Source organism: Candidatus Poriferisodalis sp. (assembly GCF_965214215.1).
GTDB lineage: Bacteria > Actinomycetota > Acidimicrobiia > Acidimicrobiales > Poriferisodalaceae > Poriferisodalis.
The window spans coordinates 93650-117507 of the sequence record NZ_CBDCBD010000002.1 but is presented as its reverse complement, the minus strand read 5'-3'; the positions used below and the strand labels follow the sequence as shown (position 1 = coordinate 117507).

19 protein-coding genes are annotated in these 23858 nt (G+C 67.6%); 7 read left to right on the top strand and 12 right to left on the bottom strand.

Annotation, left to right across the window (positions count from 1 at the left end; translation table 11 throughout):
- Nucleotides 1-45: 45 nt before the first annotated feature.
- Genes ACOOF5_RS00775 through ACOOF5_RS00755 form a run of 5 tightly spaced genes read right to left on the bottom strand, consistent with a single transcriptional unit; the run spans nt 46 to nt 4495 of the window.
- Nucleotides 46-288, bottom strand: coding sequence for a type II toxin-antitoxin system HicA family toxin (locus ACOOF5_RS00775; protein WP_420435637.1), 243 nt, complete (start codon nt 286-288; stop codon nt 46-48).
- The gene (locus tag ACOOF5_RS00770) at nt 285-536 is read right to left on the bottom strand and encodes a type II toxin-antitoxin system HicB family antitoxin (RefSeq protein ID WP_420435635.1); all 252 of its coding nucleotides are present in this window, start codon (nt 534-536) and stop codon (nt 285-287) included. The genes ACOOF5_RS00775 and ACOOF5_RS00770 overlap by 4 nt, the downstream gene beginning before the upstream one ends.
- A 3-nt stretch (nt 537-539) precedes the next feature.
- Nucleotides 540-1661, bottom strand: a complete 1122-nt coding sequence (locus ACOOF5_RS00765; RefSeq protein ID WP_420435633.1) for an acyl-CoA dehydrogenase family protein — start codon at nt 1659-1661, stop codon at nt 540-542.
- A gap of 29 nt (nt 1662-1690) precedes the next feature.
- Nucleotides 1691-2842: an acyl-CoA dehydrogenase family protein gene (locus tag ACOOF5_RS00760; protein ID WP_420435631.1), complete on the bottom strand. Its 1152-nt coding sequence runs from the start codon at nt 2840-2842 to the stop codon at nt 1691-1693.
- Between the two features lie 27 nt (nt 2843-2869).
- The gene (locus ACOOF5_RS00755) at nt 2870-4495 is read right to left on the bottom strand and encodes a flavin-containing monooxygenase (RefSeq protein WP_420435629.1); all 1626 of its coding nucleotides are present in this window, start codon (nt 4493-4495) and stop codon (nt 2870-2872) included.
- Between the two features lie 67 nt (nt 4496-4562).
- Here ACOOF5_RS00755 and ACOOF5_RS00750 point away from each other — a divergent pair, with 67 nt between their 5' ends.
- Nucleotides 4563-6098, top strand: coding sequence for an amidase (locus ACOOF5_RS00750; protein ID WP_420435627.1), 1536 nt, complete (start codon nt 4563-4565; stop codon nt 6096-6098).
- Here the strand turns inward: ACOOF5_RS00750 and ACOOF5_RS00745 are convergent.
- Nucleotides 6092-8404 (bottom strand): hydantoinase/oxoprolinase N-terminal domain-containing protein, encoded by a 2313-nt coding sequence (locus ACOOF5_RS00745; RefSeq protein ID WP_420435625.1) that lies wholly within the window; start codon nt 8402-8404, stop codon nt 6092-6094. The genes ACOOF5_RS00750 and ACOOF5_RS00745 overlap by 7 nt on opposite strands.
- A gap of 165 nt (nt 8405-8569) precedes the next feature.
- Here ACOOF5_RS00745 and ACOOF5_RS00740 point away from each other — a divergent pair, with 165 nt between their 5' ends.
- Nucleotides 8570-8977 (top strand): rhodanese-like domain-containing protein, encoded by a 408-nt coding sequence (locus ACOOF5_RS00740; protein WP_420435623.1) that lies wholly within the window; start codon nt 8570-8572, stop codon nt 8975-8977.
- 33 nt (nt 8978-9010) lie between these two features.
- Complete coding sequence (locus tag ACOOF5_RS00735) at nt 9011-11317, top strand: N,N-dimethylformamidase beta subunit family domain-containing protein (protein WP_420435621.1); 2307 nt, start codon at nt 9011-9013, stop codon at nt 11315-11317.
- A 27-nt stretch (nt 11318-11344) separates the two neighbouring features.
- Here ACOOF5_RS00735 and ACOOF5_RS00730 read toward each other — a convergent pair whose 3' ends face one another.
- Entirely contained in the window at nt 11345-12019 is a 675-nt protein-coding gene (locus ACOOF5_RS00730) for a hypothetical protein (protein ID WP_420435619.1), read from the bottom strand.
- A 211-nt stretch (nt 12020-12230) separates the two neighbouring features.
- Here ACOOF5_RS00730 and ACOOF5_RS00725 point away from each other — a divergent pair, with 211 nt between their 5' ends.
- Nucleotides 12231-13385 (top strand): epimerase, encoded by a 1155-nt coding sequence (locus tag ACOOF5_RS00725; RefSeq protein ID WP_420435617.1) that lies wholly within the window; start codon nt 12231-12233, stop codon nt 13383-13385.
- A gap of 30 nt (nt 13386-13415) precedes the next feature.
- Here the strand turns inward: ACOOF5_RS00725 and ACOOF5_RS00720 are convergent, their stop codons facing one another.
- From ACOOF5_RS00720 to modA, 3 genes are read right to left on the bottom strand one after another with little or no spacing between them, the layout of a single operon-like run.
- Entirely contained in the window at nt 13416-14597 is a 1182-nt protein-coding gene (locus ACOOF5_RS00720) for an ABC transporter ATP-binding protein (protein WP_420435615.1), read from the bottom strand.
- The gene (locus ACOOF5_RS00715) at nt 14594-15439 is read right to left on the bottom strand and encodes an ABC transporter permease (RefSeq protein ID WP_420435613.1); all 846 of its coding nucleotides are present in this window, start codon (nt 15437-15439) and stop codon (nt 14594-14596) included. The genes ACOOF5_RS00720 and ACOOF5_RS00715 overlap by 4 nt, the downstream gene beginning before the upstream one ends.
- Nucleotides 15436-16212, bottom strand: coding sequence for a molybdate ABC transporter substrate-binding protein (modA, locus tag ACOOF5_RS00710; RefSeq protein ID WP_420435611.1), 777 nt, complete (start codon nt 16210-16212; stop codon nt 15436-15438). The genes ACOOF5_RS00715 and modA overlap by 4 nt, the downstream gene beginning before the upstream one ends.
- A 121-nt stretch (nt 16213-16333) precedes the next feature.
- On the opposite strand from modA, the gene ACOOF5_RS00705 reads away from it, so the two are divergent.
- Nucleotides 16334-17245 (top strand): MBL fold metallo-hydrolase, encoded by a 912-nt coding sequence (locus tag ACOOF5_RS00705; protein ID WP_420435609.1) that lies wholly within the window; start codon nt 16334-16336, stop codon nt 17243-17245.
- Here ACOOF5_RS00705 and ACOOF5_RS00700 read toward each other — a convergent pair.
- Nucleotides 17242-18393, bottom strand: coding sequence for a DUF418 domain-containing protein (locus ACOOF5_RS00700; RefSeq protein ID WP_420435607.1), 1152 nt, complete (start codon nt 18391-18393; stop codon nt 17242-17244). The two genes, ACOOF5_RS00705 and ACOOF5_RS00700, sit on opposite strands and share 4 nt — an antisense overlap.
- Nucleotides 18394-18480: 87 nt before the next feature.
- Nucleotides 18481-19572, bottom strand: a complete 1092-nt coding sequence (locus ACOOF5_RS00695; RefSeq protein ID WP_420435605.1) for a Zn-dependent alcohol dehydrogenase — start codon at nt 19570-19572, stop codon at nt 18481-18483.
- A gap of 314 nt (nt 19573-19886) precedes the next feature.
- Here ACOOF5_RS00695 and ACOOF5_RS00690 point away from each other — a divergent pair, with 314 nt between their 5' ends.
- Entirely contained in the window at nt 19887-21302 is a 1416-nt protein-coding gene (locus ACOOF5_RS00690; RefSeq protein ID WP_420435603.1) for a 3' terminal RNA ribose 2'-O-methyltransferase Hen1, read from the top strand.
- Complete coding sequence (locus ACOOF5_RS00685) at nt 21299-23857, top strand: polynucleotide kinase-phosphatase (RefSeq protein WP_420435601.1); 2559 nt, start codon at nt 21299-21301, stop codon at nt 23855-23857. The genes ACOOF5_RS00690 and ACOOF5_RS00685 overlap by 4 nt, the downstream gene beginning before the upstream one ends.
- Nucleotide 23858 lies beyond the last annotated feature (1 nt).

Genomic DNA, 23858 nt, shown 5'->3' with positions numbered 1-23858 from the left:
CCGGTCTCAGCCGGCGCTCTGACGATAAGCGGCGATCCGGTCTGATCAGATGTCGAGCATCTCCATTGGCTCATCGACTGTCAGGTCGTGATGAGCGGCGACGCTTTTGAGAATGCTCGACAGGGTCTTGATCTTGATGGGGTTGTGATCTGGGATCAATTCGTGATGCTCGCCATTGACCTGCGTCGTGATTCGGACGTGAGAGCCGCGGCGACGCGTGACTTGGTAGCCCAATGTGGTGAGCGCACCTTGCAGATCGCGCCCGCGCACATCGCGGGGCAGCCTCACAGTGCCAGGACTTCGTCTCTGACGAAGTGCAACCGAACGACGCTCGGACGGGTCAACGCGTCGTCGAAGTAGCACTCAACCGCCTCGCGGACGTTGTCGCGCATTTCCTCGATCGTCTCCGCCTGGGTGTGAATGCCGTACCCGAGTGCGATGGCGGAGTATCCGCCATCGACTTCGTCATCACTGACCTCGAAGATGATCTCAGAATTCGTCGGCGACACAACCACCTCGCTACCGGCGCCTCCCACCAGTCACTGTAGGGCCAAGGTGCCGGAGGTGATGAGGGGGTAAAGGCCGTCGGCGCCGACGCCTGTGGCCATGTTGCCGAGCACCGCGGACCAGTGGGCGTCCGAGCCGTATTCCTTGCGCCAGCTCCACAGCCGGCGACTGAAATGATGCAGCGGGTACTCCTGGGTCATGCCCATGGCGCCGTGGGCTTGGTGGCAGGCCTTCGTGGCCCGGGCGGCCGCCTGGTTGGCGATGAGCTTGGCTGCCGCGATCTCGAACGCAGCGCTGCCGCGGGTGGCCTCCCTGGCTGCGACTTCGGCGGCCATACGCACCAGCGCCGCGTCCTGCGCTGCCCACACCAGATGCTGCTGCACGGCCTGGAAGCGAGCCACCGGTCGACCGAATTGGACGCGCTCGTTGGTGTAGCTGACGGTGAGCTGGCACATCTTCTCGATGGCGCCGGCCATCAGGGCAACCCTCGACAGGGCGCCGCGCTCGGCCAGTGCGGCCGCGTCGACACCGTCGGGCGCAGGCGCTGCCTGACCCGTTGCGCCGTCGAAACGGACCGTGTCGCGGGGCTCGCCGGCCATGTTCGGCAGCGGCGTGATCTCGCACTCCGATGTTGGCACGGCGACCACGGTGGTCTGCCCGTCGCATTCGCAGACGCACGCAATCGTCTCTGCGCTGCGGGCCGACGGGACCCGGTGGGCCTCGCCGGTCAACGTGACTCTGCCGTCACCGGTCACCTCGGCCGAGCAGGCGCTGCCTCCCGACCAGCCACCTTCGGCTGCTCGGGGCGGGACGACCGTCACCAGACCGTCGGGGCGCTCGATGCCGGCTTCGGCCAGCAGCCAGCCGCCGAGGATGCCGTTCTCAGCAGCAGGGATCGGCGCTGAGTGGTAGCCGACCAACCGCAGCACCTCGATGGCTTCAGCCAGCGTGCCGCCCGAGCCACCAGCGTCTTCAGGCACGGCGATCAGGTCGAAGCCGGTCTCGCGGAACGCCCCCCAGATATCTGGTGCATCACCGCTGTCCTCGGCAGCCTGGACTGCTTCATGGGTGCAGAGCTCGCTGAACAGACGATCCGCCGTCTCGGTGATCAGCTCGTCGACCACAACCGGCTCGGGAGTGCTGTTCTGGGTCATACCGGCAGTCTGTGTCGATGGGGCCGCCGTCATACCGGCAGCCCCTGGAGGCCCTTGGAGGCCACCGAGCGCAGGATCTCGATGGTGCCGCCTCGGATCGTATTGCCGGGGAAGGTCACCACGCACTGGGCCAGCAACCGCTCGAACAATGACTCCGACGCGGGCGAGTATTCCTCGTCGATGAGCTGCACCAGCTTCTCGACGACCTCCTGCTCGTAGCGGGTGCCCATCTCCTTGACCAGTGCCGACTCCACCGACGGCGCTTCACCCTCGTCGATCAGCCGAGCCACCGACAGCGACAGGTTTCGGATGCCCCACCAGCGTGCTGCCAGCTCTCCGAACAGGTCCGACACGGCGTCTTGCATCGGCGTGCCGGCGGCCTCGCGCAACAACTGCTCGACCGTCGAGAAAGGCGACAGCCAGCGGTCGGGCCCGCCGCGCTCATAGGCCATCTCGGTGGTGTTCTGGTGCCAGCCCATCCCTGGCTGGCCCACCACGTTGATGTCGGGCACGAAGACGTCGTGGAAGGTCACCTCGTTGAAGTGATGGCTGCCGTCGAGGAACGGGATCGGGCTGATTTCGAGCCCGGGAGAACTCAGGTCGATCAGGAACTGAGACAGCCCCGCGTGCTTGTTGCCGTCTTCCATGGGTGCGGTGCGCAGCAGGCAGATGAACCAGTCGTTCATGTGTGCGTTCGACGTCCAGATCTTGGTGCCGTTGACGATCCAGCCGTCATCGGCCCGCTCGGCTCGGGTCGACACCGAGGCCAGGTCCGATCCGCTGTCGGGCTCGCTCATGCCGATCGAGAAACCCAGCTCGCCCCGGCAGATCGGCGCCAGAAACCGCTCGCGCTGCTCATCGGTGCCGAACTTGAGGATCACGTTGCCGGTCTGGCGATCGGCCACCCAGTGATGCCCGACGGGGGCACCCCAGCGCAGCATCTCCTCCACCACGATGAAGCGCTGCACGGCCGTGCGATCCGAGCCGCCCCAGCGTGATGGCAGCGCCATGCCCACCCAGCCCCGGGCGGCCATCTTGGCCGAGAACTCGCGATCGTGATCCGCAGCCATGCCCAAGCACGGCTCGTGGCTGCCGGGCGGCAGCTCGGCAGCCAGGAACTCGCGTACCTCGGCTTGGAGGTCACGTTCCGGACCGGTCAATTCGGTGGGCGTGAATCTCATCGGCAGGTCTCCGCGGAATGGGTGCGACTAGGCGAGGGCGAAGCCGCGGTAGTTGTCGGACGCCACGTCCTCGCAGATCTCAACGTAGGGCGGGAAGCCAGGCAGCGGCATGAACACTCGGGTCTTGCCGGGAATGTTTGCCCCCAGGTACCACGAGTTGCACGTCGGGTACAGCGTCAAGTCGGCCACGGCATTGACGTGGTCCACCCAGTAGGCCTCGGCGTCGGGCTCGGCCTCAATCGTGGTGGTGCTGCGCTCGCGCAGATCGGTGAGGCAGCGGGCGATCCAGTCGACATGCTGCTCGATCGACGGGATCATGTTGCTCAGCACCGATGGGCTGCCCGGTCCCGACACGGTGAACATGTTCGGGAAGCCCGCCACGCCGAGTCCCAGGTAGGTGCGTGGACCGGCGTCCCAATGGTCGGCCAGCCGTACGCCGCCACGACCAGTGATGTTCATGCGCAGCAGCGTCCCGGTCATCGCGTCGAATCCCGTCGCGTACACGATCGCGTCGACCGGGTATTCCTGGCCGTCCACCACCACGCCCGCTGGCGAGATGCGTTCGATAGGTGTCTCGGACACATCGACCAGATGGACATGGGGCTGGTTGAACGTCTCGTAGTAGTTCGTGTCGAGGCAGGGGCGCTTGCAGGCGATGGTGTTGTGCGGGGTGAGCTTCGCGGCCATCTCGGGGTCATCGACGACTTCGCCGATCTTGTCGCGGACGAATTGGGCAACTCGCTCGTTCGATTCGGCATCGAGCACGATGTCGCCAAATGCGCGGTAGAAGGTGAAACCGCCCACCCCCCACCGTTCCTCCATGCGCTCGTTGAATTCCTGCTCGCTCAAATCCTTGGCGGCGTCTTCGATGTCGGGCAGCCGCTGAATCATGGCCGCGCGCTGAGCGAACATCTCGGCCCGCAGCTCGCGGTAGTTCTGCTTCCAGTGAGCCTGCTCGTCGGGATCGAGCGGCTGGTTGCGGGCCGGCACCGTGTAGTTCGGCGTGCGCTGGAACACCGTCAGCTCGCGGCACTCCGCGGCGATGACTGGGATGGCCTGCACGGCTGAAGAGCCGGTGCCGATCACACCCACCGACAGGCCGCTGAATTCGACGCCTTCGTGCGGCCAATTGCCCGTGTGAAATGTCGGTCCGGCGAAGGTCTCGGCACCATCAAATCTGGGGACATTGGTGGTGGACAAGCAGCCGGTGGCCATCACCACGAAGCGCGCCCGGTACGTGCCCCGGTCGGTCTGCAGCACCCATCGGCAAGCATCGTCGTGCCAGTCGACCCGCTGGACCGTTGTCTCGAAGTGGATGTCTCGTCGCAGGTCGTACCGGTCGGCGACGTGGTTGGCGTATCGCAGGATCTCGGGCTGGCCGGAATAGCGCTCGGACCATTCCCATTCCTGTTCGAGTTCGGGGTCGAATGAGTAGGAGTACTGCATCGACTCGACGTCGCAGCGGGCACCGGGGTACCGATTCCAGTACCAGGTGCCGCCGACGTCGTCGGCCCTTTCCACCACCACAGCGTCGAAACCGAGCCCGCGCAGCGTGTAGAGCGTGTACATGCCGGCGAATCCCGCGCCTACGACCACCACGTCGTAAACGCTCGGCTCGTGACCGTTCGAGCCGACCCCATCCCCGGTGCTCATGGCCGGTCAGACTACCGATGCAGCCAAAGCGCAGCCCGGGGCCCGGCGATGTGTCACGCTCCGGGAGATGAGCGAGCCGTGCGATCTGTCTGCGACGCGGGCGCGGGAGCTGTTGGCAGCCCGGGACCTGTCGGCGATCGAGTTGCTGGAGTCCTGCCTGGCACGGGCAGATGCCATCGACGAGGCGGTCAATGCGCTCGTCATTCGTGACGACAAAGCGGCGCGCGCCACGGCCCGCGCGATCGACGATGCCCGTTCCCGTGGCGACGAATTGGGGCCGCTGGCGGGTCTGCCGGTGGCGATCAAGGACATTCAGACGACCGCGGGCCTGACCACGACGTATGGGGCTGCGCCCTTCGCGGCAAACGTGCCCGATACCGACGACGGCATTGTGGCGCGGGTTCGGGCGGCTGACGCCGTGATCATCGGCAAGACCAACACGCCCGAGCTCAGCATCGGCGCCAACACCGTGAACCGTCTGTTCGGTGCCACCGGCAATCCGTTCGACCCCGCGCTGACTTGCGGGGGCAGCTCGGGCGGCTCCGCAGTCGCACTGTCGTGCGGGATGACGCCGCTTGCCACCGGGTCCGACCATGGCGGCAGCCTGCGTATCCCGGCGTCCTACTGCGGAGTTGCTGCTCACCGCTCCACGCCGGGCACCGTGGCCCACGACGAGCGCACGATCGGGCGCACCAACTACAGCGTGCAAGGCCCGATGGCCCGAACGGTTGCCGACGTCGGGCTGCTGCTGTCGGTGATCGCAGGGCGCGACCGGGCTGCTCGCCGCGATCCCATGGCCTTCCCGCTCGACCCCTCCGGATTTGCCGAGCTCCCAGAGGCCGACGTCGGGAAGCTACGGGTAGGTGTGAGCGCCGACTTGGGCGGCTTGCTGGTGTCCGACGCTGTGCGTGGCGTGTTCGCCGACCGGGTCGAACGGCTGAGCGGCATCGTGGGATCAGCCGAAGAAGCCGATCTCGACCTCAGCGACGCGCTCGATGTGGACTGGCAGCTTCGCTCGGACATCTTCGCCACCCAATACCACCGCAGCATTCACAAGTTCGACCCCGACGTTGCGGGCCCCCATGCAAACAAACCTGATGGTGGCTTCAACCCGAACATCCGAGCTACCTACGACGAGGCCCTGAGCACCACCGTGCTCGACATCGCCAAGGCCCGGCGACGCCAGGTGGAGCTGTACAGGGCGACCGATGCGCTGTTCGACAAGTTCGACGTGCTGATCTGCCCGGGGGTCAGCGTGCCGCCGTTCGATTGGCATCAGCTGTTCCCTGCCGAGATCGACGGCGAACCTGTGCGCAACTACATGGCGTGGCTCGGGCTCTCTGCGGCATTGACCGTGGTCGGCCATCCCACCACGGCGCTGCCATGCGGGCGCGACGGCCAAGGCACGCCGTTCGGGTTGCAGCTTGTCGGCCCGAGCTACAGCGATCGGCGTCTGTTGGGCATCGCTGCTGCACTCGAGGCCGCGTTCGGCGAGGATCCGGTCATGACGCGCCCGGTTCCAGACGTCGATTGGCTGGCGAACCTGCAGACCGCGTGCCGCAGCGAGGGCCGACTCGTTCACGCATCTGCACCGCCTCAGTAGGGGCGGCCGGCCGCCGTGACCCGAAGGGTGGCCTCCACGAAGAGTTCGCGTCCGTTGCTGGGGGCTGTGCGGGTCGCCCAGTCGACGGAGACCGTTGCGTTGCGGGCACCTGCCGCAGCAGCCTCGGCCTGAGCAGCCTCCGTTGCCTGGGCGGTCGCCCACTCGCGGGCTTCGTCGAGGCTGTGCCAGACCGGCGGGTCGTCGCCCCAGTGGGCCCGGTAGCTGCCGCGACGCGGCGCGGTCACCGTTATCTGTTTGGTGATGCGGACCCGGGCCACGGCTGCGCCGACTGCATTGGCCACCTCGGCATGGGGCGGAACGACTGCGGTGGTGCCGAGCAGGGCTGCGACGAGGGGGGCATAGGTGGGCGCCGGGGTGCCGATCGCCACGATCGGCACCCCCACGCCAGCGTCGACGCGAGCCAGCGGCGCGTGATCTGTCGAGGGGCGTTCGCTCCGCGTCGCGTCGGCATCCTCGGTGATCGGGACGCTCGGCAAGGCGCTGGATTCGAGCAAGCCCCACAGCGGATTGACTGTGCGCGCGTCGTCGGGATTGCTGATCGGATCGGGCGAGGACCTTGCCAGCTCAGCAAGTCTGCGGTTCAGTGCCGCTTGAGCGAGCGGTCGCCTGGTTTCGCTCGAGGCGATGCTGTCTGCGCCGAGCGCGACGCCGAGCAGCGCCTCAGCCGCGCCCCGCAGCACCGTGCGCATCACCCGGCGGGACACGTCCACGGCACCGGCGCCGATCTGAACGCCGTAGCGGTCGCGCTGGCGGCTGAAGAGCTCGGCACCGGCCCTGGCTGCTGCGGCGTCGCCCACGGCGTCAGCGTCAGCCAAGCCGAGCACGACGCAGGCGTCGGTCGGCGTCAGCGCGGCGCGGCGCACATAGCCGCTGCGTTCGAGTCGTTCGATCGCACTGCGCCAGCGAGCCGACCGCTTGAGACTGTCCATGGGGAGTGCGCCGCCGCCGCCGTCGACGAGCCGCAAAATCTCGTTGTCGAGACCGTCGAGGTGCTCGCTCGACGCCGGTGTTGCGGCCCTCAACAGGACCTGGCCGAACTCTGCGAGCGGCCGTTCAGCCTGCTGCTGACGTTCGAGCATCGGCAGGACGATGTGGGGGTGTCGCTGGGCTGCGGTGCACAACGGCACCACTCTGCGCGGCCCGACGGTGAGTTCGCCGAGGCGCCCGTCGGGCGGGATGTGGATCTCGCTGTCGCCGCCGAGACCCAGCGTCACGGTCGGCAATGCGGTGACCATCGTGGCGTGGCCGCCCACAGTGGCGGTGTCGGCATCGTTGTTGCCATCCGCAGTCACGACAGCGCCGTCGCGGACAGCGGCGATGTCGGTGGTCGTGCCGCCGGTGTCGACGACGAGGCAGGCGGCGCTCAGCGAGTCGTGCCCGTTTGTCAGCGAACTCGCCAGGTGGCGCGCCCCGACGACGCTGGCCGCAGGGCCCGACAGCACGGTCTCGATCGGGCGTCGGGCGACGAACTCAGCCGAGACAAGGGCGCCGTCGCCTTTGACCACCATGAGGCGCGCATCGAGTTCGAGAGCCTCCATCCCTGCTCGGATTGCCTCGGCGAAGTGGGCCGTGACCGAGATGAGCTGAGCATTGAGCAGTGTGGTCACGGCTCGACGCGGCCCGCCTAGGTTCGGTGACAATTCATGGCTGCAGGTGACGGGCTTGCCGGTGCGCTGCGCGATGGCATCGCGAGCCGCGAGTTCGTGGGCGGCATTGCGGACGCTGAATTGGGCGGCAACGGCGTACGCATCAACCGAGTCGTCGATGCGGTCGATGGCCGCGGCGAGCTCGGCGACATCGAGCGGGTCGCGTTCGTCGCCGTGGGCACTGTGTCCTCCGCCCACGATGACGAGCGGTGCCGTCGCGAGGTTGCGGCTCATCTGCTCGCCGGTGCCGGCTCGCGTGTTCGATGCCTCGCCGATGCCCGCGGCTCCGGCGTGCAGCCCGACGCGCGCCAAGGTCTCGGGCTCGAATCCGATCGCCACCAAGCCGGCCGGTCGTACCGCACCCTCGACCAGCGCGTTGGTCGCCAGCGTCGTCGAGACCGCCACCAAGCCGATGTCCGCAGCGCTGGGAGCGCTGGCAGAAGCGTCGCCGCCGCCCTCGAGCACGCTCGACATTGCTTCGATGACGCAGCTGTACAAGTCATCGTGGAGCGTTGGAGTCTTGGCCGTCGCGAGGACCCGATCAGCGCCGTGGTCGTACACCACGGCATCGGTGAAGGTGCCGCCGGTGTCGATGCCAAGACAGAAACGACCTGACGGCGCTCCGAGCGGTTCTGTCACCGCTGCAAGTGTGCCAGCGCGAGCCCCTGCGGAACGATGATCGCTGGGTCGAGTGGACTCGAGCGCCCGCGTCGGTGAGACTGCACCGACGGCGCCCGCTGCACTCGCTGCGGTGCACCCGAGGCCGCCGCACCAACACCGATGCAGCCCCACAAGGAGGAACCGATGGGCGTCAAATCAGTCAACGAGATGGTCGCCGAGGCCAAGACCCGTATCGACAACATCTCGCCGGCGGAGGCGCATCGACGTGTCACCGAGCAGGGCGCGCTGATCGTGGACATTCGTGACGTGCGCGAACTGCAGCGTGACGGCGCTATTCCGGGTTCGATGCACACCCCTCGAGGCATGCTTGAGTTCTGGGTCTCACCCGACTCGCCCTACACGAAAGAGGTCTTCACCGAAGACCGCGAGTTCATCCTGTGCTGCGCGGGAGGCGCCCGCTCGGCGCTGTCGGCGGACACGCTGCAGGACATGGGCCTAGGAAGAGTCAGCCACGTGGATTCCGGCTTCGGCGGTTGGCGGGCGGACGGCATGCCGGTGACCGACTACGACACGTTCAGGTCGCAACGCTGAGCTGAACCTGCCGATCAACGCCAGCGAGACGCCATGACTGAGTCCCACGCGCCCGAGGTCGGGGCGCCCGGCCGCGGCGACACTGATTCCCCCAAGCAGGTCACCGGCTACTGCGAGCCCTGGACGTGCCGCGCCGGAGAGTCGATCCGGCTGATGGCCTCGAGCCACCAGCCCGGCCCGGCGGAGATCGACATCACGCGAATCGCCTGCGGCGACCCGACCCGTTACGGCCCCGGCTTCGACGAGCGACCCGCCCCGACGGCCGGCAGCTGGTCGGTTGAGCTGAATGAACAGCCGTTCGTGGCCGGCTCGTTCGGGGTCTGCGCGCTGGCGGGCGTGTCGAGTGCGAGCCGCTTCGGACTGCGGCTGTGGGTGATGCCGACGCTTGTTGATCGACCGGCGCGTATAGCGACGCTGCGCGCACACGCCCTCAGCGCATCGAACGAATCCGAGCCGATGGATGCCCTGCGCCTCGAACTCGTCGATGGCTGCGTTGTCGCGGTGACGGGGGCCGCCGGCGACGAGACGCGGCTGGTCGTCGACGATCGGCCGCTGACCCGCAACCGGTGGTACCTGGTTGACGCCGAAGTGGACCTCGACGCCGGAACGCTGAGCGCAGCGGTGACCACTGCGCGCTCGGACTCGCCGGGACGCGATGCCGTCGAGGGCAGCCGGATGAGCGGTCTGGCGTTCTCAGCGCTGGAAGCCCCCTCGGGCGGGTCTGCCGCCACAGAGCTTGTCAACGATGTGTCCCGGTACGGCGTCGGCGGCACCGTGAGATTCGGGACGCCGGGCGGCGTGACCTCCCTTGATTCGTCCGAGTTGTGGTTCGGGGCCGGTCCGGGCGGCGAACGCTTCGATGGGCGCATCGCGCGTCCCCGGCTCAGAGCCGGCGACATCGCGGTGCGGTGGGACCTCGCGGTGAACATGGCGGGCTCTGAGGTGCCTGCGGCACAAAGCGGGTGCGGGCCGATCGTCCTGCACCAGCTGCCGACACGAGCAGTCACGGGACCCGCCTGGGATGGCTCGTCGCATCGCTGGGCCGACAATCCCTCCCACTTCGACGCCATCCATTTCCATCACGACGATCTGTACGACGCAGGCTGGGAGACCACCGTCGAGACGACGCTGCCGGCCGATCTGGAGAGCGGGACCTACGTCTTCCGGGTGCGAAGCGCCGCTGGCCAGGATCGTGTGCCGTTCTTCGTTCGCCCCGCTGTGGGCGCACGCACGGCCGATGTGGCGATGCTGATGCCGACCGCCACCTACATGGCCTATGCCAACCACCGGATGCTGTTCGAAGGCGCCGACTTCATCCCGACCAAGACTCGCCTGCGGCCCGAGCACGCCTACATCCGCGACCATCCCGAACTCGGGCGCAGCCACTACGAGAAGCACCCCGACGGCAGCGGCGTGATGTTCAGCTCACGCCGCCGGCCCGTGCTGAACCTTCGGCCCGGGGCTGATGGTTGGAACTTCACGCCCGACACCGACATCAGTGCATTCCTCGAGCATCTCGAGATCGGGCACGACATCGTCACCGACGAGGACCTGCACTTCGAGGGCCGAGACGCCGTTGCGCCCTACCGGGTGCTGGTTACGGGCACCCATCCCGAGTACTGGTCGACCGACATGCTCGACGTGCTGGCCGACTGGCAGCGCGAGGGCGGCCGCCTCATGTACCTGGGCGGCAACGGCTTCTACTGGAGAGTGGCGTTCAGCGACGACTGGCCCGGCGCCATGGAGCTGCGCAGGGCCGAGGACGGCGTGCGGAATTGGCAGACCGGGCCGGGGGAGAGCTACCACGCTTGGGGCGGCGAGTACGGCGGGATGTGGCGTCGCCAGGGGCGGGCGCCCAACGAGATCTGCGGCATCGGCTTCGCCGCGCAGGGATTCGAGAAGGCCACCTACTTCGTGCGAGATCCCGGGGCCGACAGCTCGCGGGCGGCGTGGATTCTCGACGGGGTGCCGGGGGAGCGCATCGGCACCTCCGGGTTGGGCGGTGGCGCTGCCGGCCAGGAAGTCGATCGCTACGACGTGCGACTCGGCTCGCCAAGCCACGCGGTCGTGCTGGCGTCTGCGACCACGTTCGGACCCGACATGCTGCGGACGAAAGAAGAATTCGAGGGCTCGGTGGACTTCCCGACGCCCGACCCCATGGTCCGCGCCGACATGGTGTTCTACGAGACGCCGAATGTGGGAGCAGTCTTCTCGGTCGGCTCGATCTCGTGGTTCGGAGCGCTGGCCCGCGACGGCTATGACAACGACATCGCGCGTATCACGGCCAACGTGGTGCGGCGGTTCGCCGACCCTGAGCCGTTCCCGCCACCCGCCGTTTGACGGCGTGGTGTCGGTGGAGGAAGCCGGTCAGGCGTCTTTGCGCGTTTCGGAGATGATCTCGCTCACCCGATTCGCCGCCGGGGCGTAGTCGGGGTCGACCTCGGGGCCCGGCACGAATTCGGGCACCTCGACACGTTCGGGCCCTGACGGCGGCGCTGAACGCTTCGGCTTCGCTGCAGTCGCAGCGGGCTCGGCCGCCGACGCGGAGCTTGGCTCGGCAGCCGAACTCTCTGCCGCGGGGGCCGCAGTGCTCTGCGGCGCAGGGACTCCCGTTGCGTCGCGTGCGGACTTGGAGCGGGCGAGTATCGCAGCCAGCCGGGGATCTGCTGCGCCGTCATCGCCGGCTGGCTCGGCAGGCGCGGGCGCCGCGGCTGCGTCGTCCTGTGCCGGGAGCTCGTCAGTGCTCGCTGCCGGCAGCCCGCGCGATTCAGCCGCTGCGGCACGGGCTTCGGCGAGACGTGCCCGTTCCTGGGCCGCTTCGATTTCGGCTCGTGCCCGCTTAGCCAAGAACTGCGGCCATTCATCCTCGGGTACGAGCTTGCTGTGGGCTACCGAGATGACCTCGACGTCGTTGTCGAAGCGCACGCGGTAGCGCTTGATAGCGAAGCCGAGGCCTCGGCCGCACTTGCCTGGCGTGCCTTCGGGGACGCCAGGGAGGTCTTCGTTGACTATGACTCGGGTGCCGCGCTTGTACTCGCTCATGACCCGGTTCCGCCGATGATCGCGCTCATCGTTGCGGGAGCGTACCGGCGAATGTGGTCAGCATCACCGCAAGGACGGCGAGTTGTCGATCTTCCGCTGCGAGACACGGTCTACGAGCCGTAATGTCGCCGCGGCAGGGGCTCAGCGAGTGCGCGGAACGCGCGCCCGCGCGGCCCCGATGCCGGACGAACAGTGAGTCGAAGGAGCGGTCGTGAGCGAGCAGACTGCGTTGGTCGTGGGCGGCACGGGTCCGACTGGGCCCCACGTGGTGAAGGGCTTGCTCGAGCGGGGCTATCGCGTCACGATTCTGCACACCGGACGCCACGAGGCTGAAGAGATCACCGACCTCGTCACCCACATTCATACCGACCCGTTCGATGCCGACCAGTTCACTGCGGCGATCGGGCGGGCTACCTACGACCTTTCGGTGGTCATGTACGGCCGGCTGCGCGAGATCGCCCGGGTGATGGCCGGTCGCGTCGCCAAGTTCGTGAGCATCGGCGGTTTCCCTGTGTACAGCGGATGGGGCGATGCAGATGCGCTCTGGCCGGCAGGCATGCGAGTGCCCACGCGCGAGCACGATCGCTTGGTCTCCGATGAGGGGCCTGAGTTCCGGGTGAACAACAAGGTGCGCCAGATCGCGAATACCGAGCTCGTCGTGTTCCGCGAGCACCCAACGGCATCGCACCTTCGCTACCCGTGGATTTATGGCCCCGGCCAGATCAGCCCGCGCGAGTGGAAGATCGTGCGCCGAGTGCTGGACGGCCGTACGCGCATCGTGCTGCCCGACGGCGGTGTGACGTTGCAGGCTTCGGCAGACGCGCGCAATGCCGCTGCGATGGTGCTGGCGACAGTCGATGCCGGCGCACGGTCGTCTGGTCAGGCCTACAACGTGTCCGACGAGTGGACGCCCACGCTGCTGCAGTGGGTCGAGATCATCGCTGCGGCGCTGGACCACCGTTTCGAGATCGTGTCGATTCCCTGGGAGTATGCGGCCGTGTCTCACCATCTCACCCAGCGCAGCACGCCGCATCATCGCGTCATCAATTCCGACAAGGCGATCTACCAGCTCGGATACCGCGACGTCGTGGACCCGGTGGAGGGTTTGGCCGACACGGCACGCTGGCTTGCCCGCGAGGAGAATCACCCCCAGCCCGGTGGCGCCATGGAGCGCTCGCTCGTCGACCGTTTCGACTACCAGGCCGAAGATCGTCTCATCGACGCGTGGCAAGCAGCGATCTCGCGCAACGACATCGAATTAGCGGCTGCCGCAGCTGATCCCGGTTTCTTCGATCGATACAGCGCCGACTTCGACGACCGCCCCGGCGCCGGCAAGGGATGGACCTCAGTCAGCCGTCCCGGCTGAGCGATGAACACAGTCAGCCGCTCTGGCCGATTAGTCGCGGCTGTCGGGCGCGAGATCTACCTCGGTGGCCTTGACGGAGACCCACAGGCTGGTGCCGGGACGGATCACGAGCTCGTGTGCGGCGCCTGGGGTGACATCGGCCGTCAGCCGCAGAGGTGAGCCGAGCAGGACCCGCGTGATGTCGCCCAGCGGTTCCACCGCCTCCGCGGTGGTGCGCCACACGTTGCGCGGGCTGCCGCTCGGGCGTTCGCGGTGCAGCGCGATCGCCCGAGGGTGAATGGTGGCCAGGACCGGCCCGTTCACGGTCGTGTCGGCGGCGTGCAACAGCACCGCCGAACGTGGGCTGGCCGTTCCCGCCGTGGAGCTCTCGTCGGATGCGACGGTGATCTCGCCGCCGTGCGCTGCCCCGCGCACCAGGTTGATGCCGGACAGGTCGGCGGCATAGTCGGTCGCCGGCGCTCGCCGCAGTTCGTCGGGCGTTCCCGATTGAGTGAGGCGACCGTGCTCGAGGATGTGCACGCGGTCGGCCAACACGAATGCGTCGGCGGGGTCGTGTGTGATCAGCAGGCGCGGCACATCGTCGGCACCGCGAAGCGGGACCGCGTGCGCCGAGCCGCCGCTATTGCGCCCGCTGCTCAGATGCGCGGCCAGATTGCGGCGCAGCCGGTTGCGAGCGGTGACATCCAACGACCCGAGCGGCTCGTCGGCGAGCAGCAGATCCGGCTCGCAGGCCAGTGCGCGGGCCAGCGCCACCCGCTGACGCTGGCCTCCCGACAGGGCGCGGGGGCGGCGATGGCCGAGATCGCCGAGGTCCATCGCATCGAGCCAGGCCTGTGACCGTTCGCGTGCTTCGGTTCGGCGCATCCCGCGGGACGTCAATCCGAACGCAACGTTGTCGAGTGCGTTGAGATGACCGAAGAGGACTTGGTCTTGGAACACCACACCGATGCGCCGTTGATCGGGGGGCACGAAGATTCCCGCCGCCGGGTCGTCGAGCACCCGTCCCCCGAGCTTGATGACGCCGTGCCCTAACTGAAGCAATCCCGCGAGCGCCGTCACGATGGTGGACTTGCCTGCGCCGTTCGGGCCGAGCAGCGCAGCCGTCTCTCCCGGTTCGACGCGCAACTGCACATCGAGCTCGAAATCGCCGCGACGCAGCCGCAGCTCGGCGTCGAGGGCTCCGGAGCCCCCTGAGGCGTCAGTGCTGGTCATCGGCTCGGCCACCAGCGGTCCCGCAGAGCGATCAGCAGTCCCAGCGACAGGGCTACCAATACCAAGCTGATGGCAACGGCGGCATCACGATCAGCCTCGAGGGCCACGAACACGGCGAGCGGCAGGGTCTGGGTTCGCCCGCCGAGATTGCCCGCAAAGGTCACCGTCGCACCGAACTCGCCGAGGGCCCGAGCCCACGCCACGACGACAGCGACGCCCAGCGCCGGTCCGATCATCGGAAGCGTCACCCGCCACAGCACGCGCAGCCGGGAGGCGCCGAGCGTGGCGGCAGCGTTCTCGTAGCGCCGGTCGAGGTTCCGCAATGCACCTTCGACGGTGAGGATCACGAGGGGCGTGGCAACAAAGGCGTTGGCCAGAATGACGCCCCATATCGAGTAGGGCAGCAACAACCCGGTGGCGTCGTGCAGCGGCCCGCCGACCACGCCCCGTCGACCGAGTGCGAACAGCAGCGCGGCGCCCCCCACCACCGGCGGCAGCACCATGGGCAGCGTCACGAGCGCTCGCACCACCGAGCGGCCGCGGAAGTCCACTCGTGCCAGAACCCACGCCAGCGGCACGCCGACTGCGGCTGCAACGATCGCCGCAGCTACCGAGGACACCACCGAGAGCACCGCCGCATCCACGACAAAGCGACTCGACAGGTGCGTCCACAGCCCCGTCCACGGCGTTCGTGCGGCCAGTCCGACCACTGGCAGGGCGAAGAGCACCACGCCGACAGCTGCGAGGACCGCTACCGGCCACGGCGGCAGGTCTCGTGGTGACCGGCGTATCGAGCGTCGGTCGGAGTGGTTGCCAGCCTCAGATGCCGATGCGGAGGTCATGGCAGCGCGAATCCGAAATCTGCGAATGTGCTGCGGGCCGCGCCGGATCCCAGGTAGTCGGCGAACGCTGCTGCTGCAACGCCGTTGGGTGCATCGGCCAGCACCGCGGCAGCGTATGACGTCTGTGGCGCGGTGCCCGCAGTCCAGCCCAGGCTCACGACCGCGTCCAGGCTGGTGCCCCCCCGTGCGCTCGGAGCTGCATCGCTCGCGTACACCACGGCGGCATCGAGCTCGCCCGCAGCCAGCTTGGTGACAAGTGCGCGCACATTGGGCTCATCGGTGTCGGGATACGGCTCGATCCCGGCCCGCGCCAAACCGCGTCGAGCCAACGCACCGCAGGGAACCTCGGCTGCGCACAGCCCGATCAGCAATTCGGGCCGAGCCAGATCGGCCAGCGATGTCACCCCGGCGTCGTTGCCGGCGGGCACGGCGAGCACAAGCGAGTTGCGCGCTACGACGACAGCGGCACTCGCCAGCCCAACTTCGTCGCGAACCGCGTCGAGATGGACAGGGCTGGCGGGGATGAACACGTCGGCCGGTGCGCCTGCGAGCACCTGCTCGCGCAGCGCCGCGCTGCCCGCTCCGGCAATCTGCACGTCGACGGCGGGGTGGAGCTGCTCGAAGTCGTCGGCCAGCACTTGGGCAACCGGCAGCAACGAGGCAGCGACGAGGATGTGCAGGTCGCCGCTGAGGGCGCCGTCGCCGGACCGGGAGGATGAAGCGTCGGGACCTGCTGCGCATCCAGCAGCGAACGGCATCATCACTAAGGCCATCCACGCGAATGCAGCACCGCGGCGGACTGCAGCCCGACATGTCCCCCTGCGGCGGCGGCCCATAGGCGCGCCAGTGTGCCCGGCCCGCAGAGACGTCGAGCCCAGGCGTATGGTTCCCGCCATGGCTACGACCCTCGATTGGTACGGGTGCGCGACCTTCCGGCTGCGCACCGCAGGTCTCACGGTATTTCTCGATGCATACATCGACCGGGCATCCAACGCCGTCGGGCCCGGGCTCTCGGCCGACGACGTCACCGAGGCAGACTGGGTGCTGGTGGGTCACGCCCACTTCGACCACCTGTACGGCGCGGAACGGATCATCGCCAACACCGACGCAACGCTGATCGCCTCCTACGAGTCGGTGCGGCTCATGGCCGAAGCCGGCATCCCTGCGGACAGGATGATCTGCGTCGCCGGCGGCGAGACCGTAGATCTGAACCGGGACGGCCGCGGCCAAGGCGTCCGAGTTTCGGTGTACCCGAGCCAGCACTCGTGCGTATGGTCGCACACCGAGATGGATCAGCCCGACGAAATCTGCTTGGGCGACCTCGGCGTCACCTGGCAAGAGCAGCAGGAGCGTTTCGGGCAGCTGATGCGCTACTTGGCCACCGAAGTCGATCCGGCCACGATCGAGCACATCGCGGCGACGTCGGCCGGCCACAGCGACCGCGGCGACGGTGGGGCGCTGCTGTTCCTGATAGAGGCGCCCGACGGCTCGGTGCTGTTCCAGGACACATCAGGGCACTGGTCGGGGGTCATGCGCGACTTGCGCCCCGACGTGGCGATTCTCGCGGCGGCCGGCCGCGGCAACATCGACGGCGAACCCATCCAAGGTTCGCTGGCGCAGTTCATCGGTCGTCAGGCCGACCTGCTGCGACCCCGCAAGGTCATTCTCGGTCACCACGACAACTGGCTGCCAGGTTTCTCAATTCCGACCGACACGTCCAGCATCGCTGCCGAACTGGCTCGCGTCACGCCGGGCATCGACTTCCTCGAACCCGGATACATGGAAGCCACACCGATCCTGCCCTAGCGAGAGCGCAGCGGCTGCAGACGGCGGTAGGTGGCGAAACGCCAGAGCCACTCGACGGGTCCGAAGCTGAACCGATCCATCCACGCCTTCGACCACCACAGCTGCAGCAGCCAGACGGCGACGACGAACACAGCGATGGCGCTGCGGCTCAGCTCGGAGTCGCCCAACAGGGTGTCCAGCACGAGCAGGCCCATCGCGGTTTGGGTGAGGTAGTTGGTGAGCGCCATGCGTCCCGCTGCGCGGATGCGCGTGCGCATCGCGGACTCGCCTGCTGCGTTCCACAGTGCGATCAAGCTCAGGTAGCCCAGGCAGATCGGCACAGTGGCGACGGTGCTCGGGATGGTTCCTGCGATGGCCCAGTCGATATCAAAGCCGGAACCGGCCATGAGCGAGAATCCGGCGATTGACAGCGGCAGCCCGATGCCGAGCCCCCAGGCCGCGAGACGGCGATAGAACGACGGTGGCCGGTGGCCGCTGATCACGCCGGCGCGGTACAGCGCTGCCCCGATGAGCATGGCTCCCAAAGCTCGCCCAATGACATCAATCAGGAACCACGTCTCGACGATGCCGTAGTAGTCGCCGTAGTGCCAGAAGTCGATCAGAACGCTGGAGTAGCTGCGCAGCGACGAATGCACAGTCCAAGACGTGACCGCAACGGCGACGAAGCAGGCCGCGCCCAACGCCATAAGCATCCTGGGCGGCAGCTTTCGCAGTGCCAGCACCACCGTCGAGCACAGCGCGTAGAGCAGGAGAACATCGCCGTCCCAGATCGCTATGTGCATCAGGCCGATGACTGCCAGCAGCGTGTTGCGCCACAGGCTCAACAGCAAGCTGCGCCGGCCCTTGGCCGCGGCGCGCTCGGCAAACAGCACGATACCCGCGCCGAACAGCATGGAGAACAGGCCCATGAATTTCTGATCGACGAAGATCTCGCCTGCGCCGCCAACCGCCCAGTCCAGCCACGTACGCGAACCGCCCGCGTCGAGATTGGTATACGCCGCTTCGCTGAGACCGAACGCGACCGCGTTCATGATCAAAATGCCGAGAACCGCCACGCCCCGTACTGCGTCGAGCGTCGTGATGCGTTCGGTCTCGGCTGTCGCGTCGCCCTTCGTCGTGATCTGTGGCTCCGACGTGCTGCCGCTCATCGCTCGCTCACGAGCGCTGTGGACCCCTTGGCCCGGTGAGGCAGACAGCTTGGTCAATGTCTCGGAACTGCCGGGCCGATTGCTGCGTCAGTCGAAGGTGATGACCGTGCGGTTGGAGGAGCCGGCCTTCATCCAGGAGTAGCCCTCGTTAATCTGGTCGAGGTCGATGCGCGCGGAGATCATCTCGTCGAGCATGAGCCGGCCGTCGAGGTAGAGGTCGATCATCATCGGGATGTCGCTGCGGAACTGGTTCGAGCCCATCATCGAGCCCTGCAGCTTCTTCTCAGCCAGGAAGTCGATGCCGCGCAGCTCGACCCTGGTCTTGGAGGGGACCATGCCGATCACGGTGGCAGTGCCGCCGATGTCGAGCATCCCGAACGCCTGTTGTACGGTCTGCGCCAAGCCGATGGCTTCGAAGCTGTACTCGACACCGCCGCCGGTCATGTCCTTGACTGCGGTCACCACGTCGTCCACCTCGGAGGCATTGACGGTGTCGGTGGCGCCGAGCTGGCGAGCGGTCTCCAGCTTCTCTTCTGTCATGTCGACGGCGATGATCCGGCCGGCGCCTGCTACGCGGGCGCCCTGCACGGCCGACAGTCCGATGCCGCCGCAGCCGATCACGCAGACCACGCTGCCGACGCCGACGCCGGCGGTGTTGACCGCAGCCCCGAAGCCCGTGGTGACACCGCAGCCGATGAGACATGCCCGATCGAGCGGCATGTCGGGGCGCACCTTTACCACGGCGTTCTGATGCACCAGCATCTGCTCGGCAAATCCGCCAAGCCGAGCCATCTGGTCGACGGCGGTTTCGTCGTCACGGGTCAAGCGGGGGGCGGCATCCCTCGGGCGGGAGGTGGCCCGGATGTTCGTGCAACGGTGCGGATTGCCAGACAGACACCGGTGGCACTGGCCGCAGAAGATCGACAGGCACGCCACGACATGATCGCCGGGCGCCACGTAGCTCACGTCGGTGCCGACCGCTTCGACCACTCCCGCCGATTCGTGGCCCATCACCATGGGAAGCGGCGTCCGGAAGAGCCCTTCCATGAAGTGCAGGTCGCTGTGGCACAGTCCAGCGCCTTTGGTCTGGATGAGCACCTCGTTGGGCCCCGGCGCGTCGATGCTCAGGTCCTCGATCTCGAGATCTCCCGGCTGTTCGCAGAGCACTGCTGCCTTCATGTCACGCCCCCTTGCGTTGTGCGGCCATGCCGCTCGACCATGTTCGGCTCCTGCCGAGACTACGCGAGATGACCGGAGCCCTGTTCAGGCGACACGTTTCGGCGACGCCGCACATTAAGCGGTACATATTCCGCAGACATCGACCGCGTCGCCCTCAGGTCTGACAACAGGCACAAGTTCGAAAGGACTGTGGAGTCAGCGCCGAGCGAGGGACCGGAAGGTATCCGCCTGGCTGGAGGCCCTGACGACCTCAACAGTGACATTCAGAAAATGGTTGCAGCGCGCACCGTGAATTGTGTTTGGATGGCAGTGCCATGCTGGTCTCGCTCACTTCCACGACGCCCGACGCCACCGATCTGGGCTATCTGCTGCACAAGCATCCCGACCGTGTGCGGACGGTGGACGTCGGAATCGGACGTGCGCACGTGTTCTTTCCCGAGGCCACCCCGCAGCGCTGCACGGCGACGCTGTTCGTCGAAGTCGACCCGATTGCGCTGGCACGCGGCACCAAGGGGCGCCCGCCAGCCAGCCTCGAGCACTACGTGAACGACCGGCCGTATGTGGCCTCGTCCATGCTCGCAGTGGCCCTCGGCCGCCTGTTCGGGACAGCGCTCAGCGGTACCTGCGACGCTCGCCCGCATCTGGTCGCGCAGCCGCTGGATCTGGAAGTGCATCTGCCGACGCTGCCGGTGCGCGGCGGCGAACGCATCGTGCACCGGCTGTTCGAGCCGCTGGGCTATGAGGTCCACACGACTCCGATCGCGCTGGACGCGCAGTTCCCGTCGTGGGGCAACAGCCGCTACCACAGCGTCGGGCTCAAGGGGCGCCAGACGGTACGAGCCGCGCTGGAGCATTTGTTTGTGATGCTGCCGGTGCTCGACGACCGCAAGCACTACTGGATCGGCGACAGCGAGGTCGACAAGCTGCTTCGCCGCGGCGGCGACTGGCTCAAGTCGCATCCCGAGTCGTATCTCATCTCGCGGCGGTACCTGCGCTTCGGCAGCCTGACGCGCTCGGCGATGGAGCGTCTAGCCGAGTCCGACGACGACCGCGACGACGACACTGCAGACGGCGGCGGTGGATCAGAGGCCGAGCCGCAAGCGGGTGACCACGAACTGGCGGAACGTCCGATCAGCCTGGCCGACCAGCGTCGTTCGGCGGTGCTCGACGTGGTGCGCAGCCTGGGAGGCGGCCGGGTCGCCGACCTCGGATGCGGAGAAGGACGGCTGCTCACGCACTTGATGGACGAGCCGACTGTCACCTACCTGCTCGGTACCGATGCCTCGATCGACGCGCTCGACCGGGCCGAGCGGCGCCTCGGGCTCGACGAGATGTCCGAGCGCCGTCGCGAGCAGGTCTCTCTCGTCCAAGGTGCGTTGACCTACGCCGACGACCGGCTGCGCGGCTTCGACATCGCCACCTTGGTGGAAGTCATCGAGCACGTCGACCCCGAACGGCTCGACTCGCTCGCCGATGCTGTGTTCGCCCACGCAGCGCCGCAGGCGGTAGTGCTGACCACGCCCAATCGAGAATTCAACGTGAACTACAGCCATGTCGGGCCCGACGGCATGCGTCATCGCGACCACCGCTTCGAATGGAGCCGCGAGGAGTTCGGCGCGTGGGTCGGCGACATAGAGAAACGCTTCGGCTACCGAGCTGACATCAGCGGAATCGGCGTCGAACACTCCGACTACGGTCCGCCGACGCAGTTGGCGGTGTTCCGGCGATGAGAGATCAGCTCGCGACCATCGAGGTTCCCGACCTTGGCCTCGTCGTGCTGTGCGGTGCATCGGGGTCGGGCAAGTCGACCTTCGCCGCTCGGCACTTCTCCGACACTGAGATCGTGTCGAGCGACCGGTGCCGCGCTCTCGTCGGCGACGACGAGTCCGACCAGTCGGTCACCCCAGCGGCCTTCGACCTGTTGCACACGATCGTGGAACGGCGCCTCGAGGTCGGGCGTCTGACCGTGGTCGACGCCACCAACACCAAGCCTGCCGACCGTGCGTCACTGATCGAGCTGGCCCGCAAGTGGGACGTGCTGGCCACCGCTGTCGTGTTCGACCTGCCATTGGACCTGTGCCTGGAGCGCAGCCGGGAGCGCCAGGGCCGTGCCACGCCCGAGCACGCCGTCAAGCGGCAGCATCAAACGATGCGCCGCACGGCCAAGCGGTTGCGCAAGGAGCGCTTCGGCAAGGTGTACTCGCTCGGCACCGCTGCTGAGCTCGACACGGTGCAGGTGATTCGTCAGCGGCTGTGGTGCGATCGGCGGGACGACGCCGGGCCGTTCGACATCATCGGTGACGTCCACGGCTGCGGTGACGAGCTGGTGGCGCTGCTCGGCGAACTCGGCTACGACACCGACTCGTCACCGATCGTCCACCCCGACGGGCGACGGGCGGTCTTCGTCGGCGACTTGGTTGACCGCGGCCCCGGCGTGGCCGAGGTGCTCGACGTCGTGATGTCGATGGTGCACGCCGACGCTGCATTGTGCGTGCAGGGCAACCACGAGAACAAGCTGCGCCGCGCCCTGGGCGGGCGCAACGTGCAGCCGACACATGGCATCACCGAGTCGCTGACCCAGCTGGACGCCCGCGGCCCGGAGTTCAGCGCCCGGGTGGCAGCCTTCCTCGACGGTCTCATCAGCCATTACGTGCTCGACGGCGGCGCCTTGGTGGTCGCGCACGCAGGACTGCCCGAGCGATACCACGGGCGCACCTCGGGCCGCGTGCGCTCGCTCGCGCTCTACGGCGACACCGACGGCGAGTCCGACGAGTACGGGTTGCCCGTGCGCTACCCGTGGGCGAACGACTACCGGGGCGAGGCTGCGGTGGTGTACGGCCATACGCCGGTCTTGGTGCCCCGGTGGGTGAACAACACAATCTGTGTCGACACCGGCGTGGTGTTCGGCGGCGAGCTCACGGCGCTGCGCTGGCCCGAGAAAGAACTGGTCTCGGTGCCCGCCGCACGAGTGCACTACGAGCCGACGAGGCCGCTGCGCGCACACGGCGACGGTGCGGTTGGCGCGCACGGATCGAATGGCGTCTCCTTGGTCGACCTCAGCGATGTCCTGGGCAAGCGATCGATTGAGACAGCCCTGGACGGCCGCATCACCATCGAGGCCGACCAGACCGGCGCCGCGCTCGAAGTGATGAGCCGTTTCGCCGTCGACCCTCGCTGGCTTCCCTATCTGCCGCCCACCATGGCGCCAGCCGCGACCACTGCGCGCCCTGACTGTCTTGAACATCCCGATGAAGCGTTCTCGTACTTCCGCAAGGCCGGCACCGGCGAAGTGGTGTGCGAGGAGAAGCACATGGGGTCTCGGGCGGTCCTGGTGTTCGCGCGCAACCCCACGGCTGCAGCGGAGCGCTTCGGCATCTCCAATGACGACGCAGGCGTGATCGTGACGCGCACCGGCAGGCCATTCTTCTCGAAGCCGGGCGTGGCCGGCACGCTGCTCGACCGGCTGAGAGCTGCCGCCGATGCCACCGGTATCTGGGACCGCCTCGGCACCGACTGGCTGGTGGTCGACGCCGAGATGCTGCCGTGGACAGCGAAGTCTGCCGAGCTGCTGCGCCGTCAGTACGCAGCGACAGGCGCCGCGGGCACTGTGGCGCTCGGAACAGCCCAGCAGTTGATGGCCTCTGCCACGAAGCGAGGGGTCGACGTGGAGGCATTGACGTCGCGGACCGCGGAGCGGGCGGAACACGTGGCGTCGTTCGTCGGCGCCTACCGGCAGTACTGCTGGGACGTGGACGGCGCCGACGGCGTCGAGATCGCTCCGTTCCAGATCCTCGCCGCGCAGGGCGAAGTGCTGGCGCGTCGACCGCACCGCTGGCACCTCGAAGAGATCGATGCGCTGGTTACGGCTGCGGGCGGCTCGCTGCGCCGAACCGATCGTCGGTTCGTGCAGCTCGACGACGACGCCTCGGTGGCGGAGGCAACGCAGTGGTGGCAAGCAATGACTGACCGTGGCGGCGAGGGCATGGTGATCAAGCCGGCGCAGACCGTCGCACGCTCCGGCAGGGGTCTGGTGCTGCCAGGAGTGAAGTGCCGCGGCCGTGAGTACCTGCGGATCATCTACGGGCCCGAATATCTGGAACCGGCGAATCTGGAACGGCTCCGCAAACGCTCGCTGGGCCGGAAGTCTTCGCTCGCCCGGCGAGAGTTCGCGCTGGGGATCGAGGCGCTCGACCGGTTCGTCGCCAACGAGCATCTGTCACGTGTACATGAGTGCGTCTTCGGCGTGCTCGCACTCGAGAGCGAGCCGGTCGATCCGCGGCTCTAGC